Source organism: Methylobacterium sp. WL6 (assembly GCF_008040095.1).
In the GTDB taxonomy this organism is placed as follows: Bacteria; Pseudomonadota; Alphaproteobacteria; order Rhizobiales; family Beijerinckiaceae; genus Methylobacterium.
Genome location: NZ_VRVH01000169.1, coordinates 1 through 9,651, shown reverse-complemented (window position 1 = coordinate 9,651; position 9,651 = coordinate 1). Strand labels below are relative to the sequence as shown.

The 9,651-nt window shown below is 71.5% G+C and carries 10 protein-coding genes; 2 read left to right on the top strand and 8 right to left on the bottom strand.

Going from position 1 to position 9,651, the window contains the following annotated elements:
- Together FV230_RS18945 and FV230_RS18940 are read left to right on the top strand one after the other, a co-directional pair.
- The coding region (locus tag FV230_RS18945; protein ID WP_147843498.1) for a TlyA family RNA methyltransferase at window positions 1-609 on the top strand (609 nt) is incomplete at its 5' end.
- A complete protein-coding gene (locus FV230_RS18940; RefSeq protein ID WP_147843497.1) occupies window positions 596-1,846 on the top strand; it encodes a class I SAM-dependent RNA methyltransferase in 1,251 nt (416 codons plus the stop codon). The genes FV230_RS18945 and FV230_RS18940, both read left to right, overlap by 14 nt.
- A gap of 161 nt (window positions 1,847-2,007) precedes the next feature.
- Here FV230_RS18940 and FV230_RS18935 read toward each other — a convergent pair whose 3' ends face one another.
- From FV230_RS18935 to FV230_RS18900, 8 genes are all read right to left on the bottom strand, one after another.
- Window positions 2,008-2,226: a hypothetical protein gene (locus tag FV230_RS18935; protein WP_243931806.1), complete on the bottom strand. Its 219-nt coding sequence runs from the start codon at window positions 2,224-2,226 to the stop codon at window positions 2,008-2,010.
- A gap of 37 nt (window positions 2,227-2,263) precedes the next feature.
- A complete protein-coding gene (locus tag FV230_RS18930) occupies window positions 2,264-2,737 on the bottom strand; it encodes a hypothetical protein (protein WP_147843496.1) in 474 nt (157 codons plus the stop codon).
- 240 nt (window positions 2,738-2,977) lie between these two features.
- A complete protein-coding gene (locus FV230_RS18925) occupies window positions 2,978-3,742 on the bottom strand; it encodes an SOS response-associated peptidase (RefSeq protein WP_147728143.1) in 765 nt (254 codons plus the stop codon).
- 56 nt (window positions 3,743-3,798) lie between these two features.
- Window positions 3,799-4,803, bottom strand: a complete 1,005-nt coding sequence (locus FV230_RS18920; protein WP_147728142.1) for a magnesium transporter CorA family protein — start codon at window positions 4,801-4,803, stop codon at window positions 3,799-3,801.
- Between the two features lie 86 nt (window positions 4,804-4,889).
- Window positions 4,890-5,750 carry an NAD(P)-dependent oxidoreductase gene (locus FV230_RS18915; protein WP_147843495.1) on the bottom strand — a complete coding sequence of 287 codons (861 nt, stop codon included), beginning with the start codon at window positions 5,748-5,750 and terminating at the stop codon, window positions 4,890-4,892.
- 33 nt (window positions 5,751-5,783) lie between these two features.
- Window positions 5,784-6,626, bottom strand: a complete 843-nt coding sequence (locus tag FV230_RS18910; RefSeq protein ID WP_147843494.1) for an SDR family NAD(P)-dependent oxidoreductase — start codon at window positions 6,624-6,626, stop codon at window positions 5,784-5,786.
- Entirely contained in the window at window positions 6,623-7,390 is a 768-nt protein-coding gene (locus tag FV230_RS18905; protein WP_147843493.1) for an enoyl-CoA hydratase-related protein, read from the bottom strand. Before FV230_RS18905 ends, FV230_RS18910 begins: the two co-directional genes overlap by 4 nt.
- 202 nt (window positions 7,391-7,592) lie before the next feature.
- Window positions 7,593-9,338: an acyl-CoA dehydrogenase gene (locus FV230_RS18900; protein ID WP_147843492.1), complete on the bottom strand. Its 1,746-nt coding sequence runs from the start codon at window positions 9,336-9,338 to the stop codon at window positions 7,593-7,595.
- Between the last annotated feature and the right edge of the window lie 313 nt (window positions 9,339-9,651).

Sequence of the window (9,651 nt, the reverse complement as noted above, 5' to 3'; positions counted from 1 at the left end):
GAGGCCAGCGCGCCCCACCCCTTCGTCTCGCGCGGCGGCCTGAAGCTCGAGGCGGGCCTCGACGCCTTCGGCCTCGATCCGGCCGGCCTCCCCTGCCTCGACGTCGGCGCCTCGACCGGCGGCTTCACCGACCTGCTCCTGCGCCGCGGCGCGACGCGGGTCGTCGCGGTCGATGTCGGGCACGGCCAGCTTCACGCCAGTCTGAGCGCCGACCCACGGGTCACGAACCGCGAAGGGACCGACATCCGAACCCTCGCGCCGGGCAGCCTCGACCCTGCCCCTTGCCTTGCCAGCATCGACGTGAGCTTCATCGCCCTGCGCCTCGTGCTGCCGGCGGTGGCCGGGCTGCTGGCGCCGGGCGCGCACCTGATCGCGTTGATCAAGCCGCAATTCGAGGCCGGCCGCGAGCGCGTCGGCCGCGGCGGCATCGTCCGCGACGACGCCGTCCACGCGGAGGTCTGCGATGCGGTGCGCCGCACCCTCGCCGGCCTCGGCTTCACGATCCTCGGCCTGATCCCCTCCCCCGTCCGGGGCGGGGACGGCAACACCGAATTCCTCGTCGGCGCACGCGCCGATCGACCGCACGAAAGACCCGATGACCGCATCTGAAACCGTCACGATCCGTCGCCTCGGCGCGCGCGGGGACGGCATCGCCGAAGACGGCACGGCGATCGCCTTCGCGCTTCCGGGCGAGCGCGTCGCGATCCGGCGCGACGGCGGGCGCGGCGAGCTCCTCGGCATCGAGACGCCCTCGCCCGATCGGATCGCCCCGATCTGCCCGTACTTCACCCGCTGCGGCGGCTGCGCGACACAGCACCTCGCGCCCGAGCCCTACGCCGCCTGGAAATACGCGCAGGTCGCCAACGCCCTGGCCCAGGCCGGGCTCGACCGCGCTCCCGATCCGCTGATCGACGCCCACGGCGAGGGCCGCCGGCGCATCACCCTGCACGTCCGCGAGGTCGAGGGCCGGGCCGAGGCCGGGCTGATGGCCGCGCGCAGCCACGCCCTCGTCGCGATCGACCATTGCCCGATCACGGTGCCGGCCCTGCATCGGGCCCCCGAGATCGCGCGGGCGCTCAGTGCGCCCCTCGGGCACGGGCGAAAGCCCCTCGACGTCGCGGTGACCGCGACCGAGGCCGGGCTCGACGTGGACCTGCGCGGCCACGGCCCGGTCGAGGCCGGCGTGCGCGCCACGCTGGTGCGGCTCGCCGGAGAGCTCGACCTCGCCCGCCTGTCGCTGCACGGCGACGTGGTGGTGGAGCGCAAGGCCGTCACGGTGGCCTCGGGCGACGCGCGCCTCCATCCGCCGCCGGGCGGCTTCCTCCAGGCGACGGCGGCCGGCGAGGCGACGCTGTCCGGGCTGGTGCGCGACGCCTTCACCAAGAAGACCAAGCGCGCCGTCGACCTGTTCTCCGGCTGCGGGCCCTTCACCCTGGCGATGGCGCGCACCGCCACCGTCCACGCGGTCGAGAGCGAGGCCGGCGCGCTGGCGGGCATCGCGCGGTCCTATCGCTCCGCGCTCGGCCTGAAGGGCGTCACCACGGAAGCCCGCGACCTGTTCCGCCGCCCCGTCCTCGCCCACGATCTGAACGGCTACGACGCCGTGGTCTTCGATCCGCCGCGGGCCGGCGCACAGGCGCAGGCGAAGCAGATCGCGGAATCCAAGGTGCCGCTGGCCGTCGGCGTCAGCTGCGACGCCGGGACCTTCGCCCGCGACGCGGCGACCCTGGTCGCGGCGGGCTTCGGCCTGGAGCGGGTCACCCCGGTGGACCAGTTCTGGTACTCGGGCCACGTCGAGATGGTCGGGGTGTTCCGCAGGGCGGTCGCGGTCAAGCGCCGGCTGTAGCGGCCGGCGGCCGCCTCGACACGCTACCGAGCCCGCGCGGACGCGCGAGCCGGCGCGACGGGAGCGTCCCGCCTCCCGGAGGCAGGAAAGTGGTCGAATCTCGTCGCTCCGTGCGGGTCGGTCGCCGCGACGGCGCCGGGCCGCACACGGGGTGGGGCCGGCTACGAGCGGTCGGCCTCGGCCGTCACGAAGGTCAGGCACCGGGCGCGGGCCTGCGGATCCCTGATGCGGTCGAAGGCTCGAACGAGGGCCAAGGTCTCGGCCTCTCGGGATTCGGGCTCGCCCCCCGTGAAGAACGTGCTGACCGGCTCATCGAGCGTTTGCGCGATCCGCTCGAGGCTCGCGCGCGCGATGGACAGATGGGCATCCGGCTTTTTCACAAGACGACCTCATAGGCACGGCCTCCCACGGAGCCAATCAATTTATCGAGACTCCGGCCGCCTTCGGCCCAAGGCTGTTGGCGAGATGGCGACCCAGGATCACCAGGGCCTTCCGCACGATGTCGGCGGCGTCGTCGTTCCCGGTCGCCACAGCTTCGCGGTAGGCGGCGGAGAAGTCCTCGACGACCGCATCGAGCGCCTCGCCGTTCATGTCGGCCAGGAGAGTCTGGACGGCGCCGACGGAGACGGCATGCTTCGGTTCCTGCCACGCCGGGGCGAAACGCGTGCTCGAGGATCGGATCGCCTCGCGCGACCGATCGATCGCCAAGCGGGACAGCGCCATCAGATCGTTCGAATGGCCGATGCGCCGACGGCTCTGTCGGATCCGGGTCTTGAGAGCTGCTTTCTCGCATCGATAAGCAATCATGGATATGATCTCGCAGGTGATGAAATCGATGATCGTGCAAATGCGAAAGCAATAGACGATAGGGCACTGACAGTTTTGCGTCAAATCAACGTCTGATGTTCAGATTTGTTTGTCGCGTGACCTGAGCATCAGGCTTTCGTGGACCCGGTGCGCAAACGCCGGCCACGTCGTGCCTCGATAGGGTCGGGGGCACGGCTGCCGCGCCCCAACCAACGAGAAAGGATCATAGGGCGGTTGGATGCTGCACGTTCACTCGGCCGGCGAGAAGTGACACCAACATAAGTTGTATGTCGGCCTCACGTTTCGGTTATCGCGTGTGCCGGTTCAGAACAGGCTGCCTTGCGCGTCCTCGTCGCTGGACCGCGGCTGTTCGGCTGCTGGACGATCCGCCGGTGGGATGGCCGGCTGAGGCCGGCCGACCGGCTCGATCAACGCCGCGTCGTCGTTGCGAACGGCGTTCACCCGGTCGGAGACCGGGTCGAGGCGGAGCCAGTCGTCCGGGCATGGCCGGCAGAGGGCCGCCGCCTCGGCCTGATCCACCGCGCGGGTGTCGAGCCAGGGTGCGACCTGCTCCGGCGCGAGGATCGCCGGCATCCGGTCGTGCACCGCCGCCATGGTTCCGTTGGCCCCCGTCGTGACGATGGCCGCCGTGTCGATCTCCGAGCCGTCCGCCCCGAGCCAGGATTCCCACAGGCCGGCGAGCGCCATCGGCGCGCCGTCCGCGCGGCGGATCGCGAAGGGTGTCCGCACCGCGCTGCGTCCGGTGCCCTCGCGCCGCCATTCGTAGAAGCCGTCGGCCAGGAAGACGCAGCGGCGGTGGCGCACCGCGCCGCGGAAGGTCGCCTTCTCAAGGATGGTCTCGACCCGCGCGTTGATCACCAGCGGAAAGGTCTTGGGGTCCTTCAGCCAGCTCGGCCAGAATCCCCAGCGCACCAGCCGGAAATGCCGCGCGCCGCCCTCGGCGATCACGATCGGCACGGGCTGCGTCGGCGCCACGTTGTAGCGCGGCGGGAAGTTTGGGCGCTCCGGGTAGCCGTAGAATTCGGCGAAGCGTTCGGGCGCCTGGGCGATGAAGAAGCGTCCGCACATCCCGAAAGGTTCCTATCCGCCGGCGATCGCCGCCCGCGGCGGCGCGCGGCGGCCGTCTAGAGCCACTTCTTCCAGCGGAAGAACACGTAAGGCAGCACGGCGGCGACGACCATCATCACCACCGCCATCGGGTAGCCGAAGCTCCAGTCGAGCTCCGGCATGGTCTTGAAGTTCATCCCGTAGATCGAAGCGATCAGCGTCGGCGGCATGAACACCACCGCCATGACCGAGAACAGCTTGATGATGTTGTTCTGCTCGAGGTTCACCAGCCCCAGGGTCGCGTCGAGCAGGAACTGGATCTTCGAGGACAGGAAGGTCGCGTGCTCCTCGAGCGATTGCAGGTCGCGCAGGGTCGAGCGCACGTCCTCGCGCAGCTCGCGCGGGGCCTTGGCCGTCCGGTAGGTGGCCGAGAGCGAGAGCAGGATGCGCTCCATCGAGACGAGGCTCTCGCGCTGCTTCGAGATCAGGTCGCCGTGGCGGCCGAGGGCGCGGAGCGTGTCCTGGAGCGCGGTGTTGCGCGCGCTCGGGTCGGCCTGGACTTCGAAGATCTTGCCCGAGAGCCGGTCGATGCGCTCGCCCTGGAGCTGGAGCACGTCCGCCGCGCGGTCGATCACCGCCTCGATCAGGCCGGCGAGGATGGTCTCGCCCGAAGGCGTCCCCGTCGGCCCGCTGCCGGTCGCCCGGCCGGCGCGCTGGGTGTACATCCGGAACGCTTGCGGCTCCTCGTAGCGCACCGTCACGAGCTTGCGGCCCTGCAGGATGAAGGTGATGCCGGCGAGCCCCGGATCCTCCGAGTCGCTGACCTTCGAGAGCACGCGGCCGGTCATGTAGCGGGCGCCGTCCTCGACGTAGAGCAGCTCGGACGGCTCGATGTCCTTCATCTCCTCCCGCGTCGGCACCTGGATGCCCATGAAGGCCTCGACCTTGAGGTCCTCCTCCCGCGTCGGCTTGATCATGTCGAGCCAGACGGTGTCGTCGGGGATCGGGTCCTGCAGCTCGAGGGGGCGGCGCTCCAGCAGCATCTGGCCGGTGCCGGTGACCGGCTGGTGGATGAAGATCACGAAGAGCGAACCTGGGGATGGGCGCTCTGTCGAGCGCCGTCATGGGCGGGGGCGCTCACGCGAGCGCCGTTCAGGGACGAACGCGCTCAGTCGAGCGCGTGGGGCGGCGGCGCGCTTGCATCCGGCACGAAGAAGTCCGGCGCAAGGGGCACGCCCGCGGTGACGCGGTATTGCGAGAAATCCGTGACGCCGTTCTGCGACAGGAACGTGTCGTCGATTAGGAATTGGCCGGTGATCTCGCGAGCCGGCTTCAGAAACAGGGTATGGGCCGCGTCGGCGATGATCTCGGGGGTGCGGCTCGCCCGCATCAGCGCCTCGCCGCCGAGCAGGTTGTTGACCGCCGCCGTCGCGATGGTGGTGCGCGGCCACAGCGCGTTCACGGCGATGCCGGCCTTGCGCAGCTCGCCGGCGAGGCCGAGCACGCACAGCGACATCCCGAACTTCGCCATCGTGTAGGCGAGGTGCGGCGAGAACCACTTCTCCGCCATGTCGAGCGGCGGCGACAGCATCAGGATGTGCGGGTTCTGCGCCTTTTCCAGATAGGGAAGCGCGTATTTCGAGACCATGTAGGTCCCGCGCGTGTTGATCTGATGCATCAGGTCGAAGCGCTTCATCTCGGTCTGGCGCGTCGGGGTCAGCGAGATCGCGCTGGCGTTGTTGACCACGATGTCGACGCCGCCGAACGTCTCCGCGGCGCGCGCGAAGGCGTCGCGCACCGAATCCTCGTCGCGCACGTCGACCACCAGCGGCAGCGCCCGGCCGCCGGCCGTCTCGATCGCGGCGGCGGCGGTGTGGATCGTGCCCTCGAGCTTGGGGTGGGGCGTCTCGGTCTTGGCCGCGATCACCACGTTGGCCCCGTCGCGGGCCGCGCGCAGGCCGATGGCGAGCCCGATGCCGCGCGAGGCGCCGGTGATGAACAAGGTCTTGTCGGCCAGGGTACCGGTCATCGCTTCCTCCGCGCGTGGGTCGGGCGTTGCGTGTCAGGGCTTGATCCGGAAGCGGGCAGGCTGCGTCCCGTCGGCATCCGTGAAACCGTATTCCGCCGCGATGTCGCCGGCGTGGATCACCCGGCCCGACCGGGCGATCACGTCGGGGTCTGCGGCGAGCGCCGCCAGCGCGCGGCCGGCATAGAGCGGGCTCTCGGTGGCGAGCGCGCCCTGCCCGAGGTCGCAGACGCGCTCGGTCCGCACGAAGCCCGGCGAAAGGGCGAGCGCGGTGACGCCGTGCGGGCGCAGCTCCTCCCCGAAGGCGAAGGCGAGGCGGTTCGTCGTCGCCTTGGCGAGGTCGTAGTAGACGTCGCCGAGGTAGCCCTCCTCAGTGCCGAAGGAGACCAGCGCGATCAGGCCCGATCCCGCCGCGATCATCGCCGGCGCCACGGCGCGGGCGAGCAGCAAACCGGGATAGGGGCCGACGCGGGTGAATTCCGCGAACGGCTCGGCCGAGCGGCGCCAGAACGGCGTGCCCCATCCGGTCCCGTCCGGGTAGCGCTCGCCATCGTAGCCCTCGTTGCCGCCCCAGACGCTCGAGACCGCGACGTCGATGCGGCCGAAGCGGCGCAGGGTCCAGTGGACGAGCGCGTCAACGGCGCGCTCGCTGGTGTGGTCGCAGAGATAGTGGTGGCCCTCGCCGCCGGCGGCGTCGACCTCGCGGCTGGTGTCCTCGATCGATTCGGCGCGCTGCTCGGTGCGCGGCCCGGTCTCGCTCGACCGGGCGGTGACGACCACCGTGGCGCCCGCCTCGCCGAGCGCCCGGGCGATGCCCCGCCCGACGCCGCGCGAGGCGCCCGCGACGAGGCAGATCTTCTGGCCGAGGTCGGGCGTCACGGCCTCGGGCCGGGCTTCGACCGGGCGAGGAATGCCCGGAACGCGCCCTGCGCCTCCTCCGTGCGCAGCTGCCGGTCGAACGCTTCGGCCTCGGCGTCCAGCGCCGCCTCGACCGCGGCCTGGTCCCCGCGGATCAGCTTTCGCGAGGCGGCGAGCGCGCCGCGCGGCAGGGCGGCGAGGCGCGCGGCCTGGCCGAGGGCGTGCTCCAGCAGCATGTCGGAGGGCATCACCGCGTTGACGAGCCCGAGCGATTCGGCCGCATCCGCGCCGAACATCTCCGAGAGCAGCAGCAGCTCGGTCGCCTTGAGGCGGCCGATCCGCCGCGGCAGCAGGTAGCTCGAAGCCGCCTCCGGCACGAGGCCGAGCTCGACGAAGGGCATGCGGAAGCGCGCCGCCGGGCTGGCATAGACGAGGTCGCAGTGCAGCGTCAGCGTCGTGCCGATGCCGACGGCGATCCCGTCGACCGCCGCGACCATCGGCGTCGCCGTGCGCGCGAGCTGCCGGATGAAGCGGAGCGAGGGCGCCTCGCTGAACGCCTTTTCCGCGCGCGAGACGAAGTCGGCGATGTCGTTGCCGGCGCAGAAGATGCCGGGCACCCCGGAGAACACCACCGCGCCGACGGCATCCGACGCGTCGGCCGAGGCCAGCGCCTCGCGCATCGCGTCGTACATCGCCCCGGTGAGCGCGTTCTTCTTCTCGGGGCGGTTCAGCGTGATCGACCGGACGCCGTCCGCGCCGTCGGTGATCGCCAGGTGCTCGCTCATCTCCGCCTCCCCCTGATCATTCGTTCCAGGCCTCGCCAGCGACAGATCGATGTCACCGTTTCCGTTCCAGACCCGCCATCCCGGGGCGCCGAAGGTGCGCCCGGGATCCGGAGCCGCCGCTCGGGCTCGATGAGGCGCCACCTGCGGTTCTGGATTCCGGTCTCCGCATCGCGGACCCGGAATGACGGGCGGAAGGCTTGCGTCATGCCATCAGAATTGCGGCCGCATCGTCCAGGAACCCGCCGCCGTCGATCACCACCTGGGCCAGCCCGTCGGCGGCCGGCAGCAGGTTCTCGGCGAAGAAGCGCGCGAGCGCGATCCGCGCGGCGTGCGCCGGATCGGTCTCGCCCGCCTTCAGCGCGGCGCGGGCGGCCAGCGCCTCGCGGGCGAGGCAGGCCGCGCCCTGGGCCAGGCCGAACAGCCGCAGGTACGGCGTCGCGCCGGCGAGGGCCGCGTCGGGCCGGTTGGACCTCAGGCTCGCCAGCTGGTGGCTGGTGGCACGGTCGAGGGCCTCGATGCCGACGCGCAGCCGCGCCGGCGCGTGGCCGAGGGCCGGGTCGGCGGCCTTGAGCATGGCTTCGGCGACCCGGCGCATGGCGGCGATCTGCGCGCGCACCGTGGCGCCGTCGTTCAACGGGAGCTTGCGCCCGGTGAGGTCGATCGCCTGGATGCCGTTGGTGCCCTCGTAGATCCCGAGGATGCGGGCGTCGCGCATCGCTTGCGCCGCGCCGGTCTCCTCGACGAAGCCCATGCCGCCGTGCACCTGCACGCCGAGGGAGGCGACCTCGTTGGCGATGTCGGTCGAGAACGCCTTGGCCACCGGCGTCAGCAGCGAGGCGCGGTCGAGCGCCGCCTTGCCCTCCGGCCCCTCGGCCGCGTCGAGGGCGGCCGCGGTCAGGTAGCAGATGCCGCGCGCGGCCGCGGTGCAGGCCTTCATCGTCAGCAGCATGCGCTGCACGTCCGGATGGGCGACGATCGGGCTCGTCTCGGCGGAGCCCGGCGCTTTTCCCTGCCGGCGCTCGCGGGCGTAGGCCAGCGCCCGCTGCGTCGCCGCCTCGGCGATGCCCACGCCCTGCAGCCCGACATTGAGGCGGGCGTTGTTCATCATCGTGAACATGCAGGCGAGCCCGCGATTCGCCTCGCCGATCAGCCAGCCGACGGCGCCGCCGTTGTCGCCGAAGGCCATCGAGCAGGTCGGCGAGGCGTGGATGCCGAGCTTGTGCTCCAGGCCCGAGCAGCGCAGGTCGTTCTCCGACCCGTCGGGGAGCACCTTCGGCACCAGGAACAGCGAGATGCCGCGGGTGCCCGCGGGCGCATCCTTCAGGCGGGCGAGCACGAGGTGGACGATGTTCTCGGCCATGTCGTGGGCGCCGTAGGTAATGTAGATCTTCGAGCCGACGATGCGGTAGCTGCCGTCGCCGGCCGGCTCCGCGCGGGTGCGGATCGCGGCCAGGTCCGAGCCGGCCTGCGGCTCGGTCAGGTTCATCGTCGCGGTCCACTCGCCGGAGACGAGCTTGCCGAGGTAGCGCGCCTTCAGATCCTCCGAGCCGTGCGCCGCCAGCGCCTCGATGCCGCCGGCGGTGAGCAGCGGGCACAGGCCGAAGGCGAGGTTGGCGCCGTTCCACATCTCGGTGCAGGCCGCGTCGAGCACCTGCGGCAGGCCCTGCCCGCCATGGTCCGGGTCGGCGGTGAGCCCGTTCCAGCCGCCGGCGACGAATGTCCTGTAGGCGTCCGCGAAACCCGGCGCCGTGGTGACGACGCCGTCCGCGAGCGTCGCGCCGTGCCGGTCGCCGATGCGGTTCAGCGGGGCGAGCACGTCGGCGGCGAGGCGTCCGGCCTCGGTGAGGATCGCGTCCGCGTCCTCGATGCCGAGCGCGCCCGTGCCGTCGAGCCCGGCGATGTGCTGCAGGGTGAACACCATCTCGGACACGGGTGCGCGGTAGCTCATCGGCTGTTCCTCCCGCCCGGCCCGGTTCGACCGCGCCTCGGCGTCTCGTTTGACGGTCGGCGCGGGGGCACGCTAGGCCCACGCCCTCCGCTGACGGCATACGCCCGAACCGGCCCCGCCGTCACCGCCGGAGATGGTTTATATATGAACGATCTCGCGTCAATCCCCGCCCCGGCCTCGGGCCGGCGCCGGGCCGGCGGGGGGGGGGGGGAACACCAGCCAGGGGGGTATAAAAAAAAGAAGCGGCCGCCGCCGACATACGTGTAGATAAAGGGGGTGGGCGGGGAATTAAAAAAAAAAAGGGGGGGGGGGG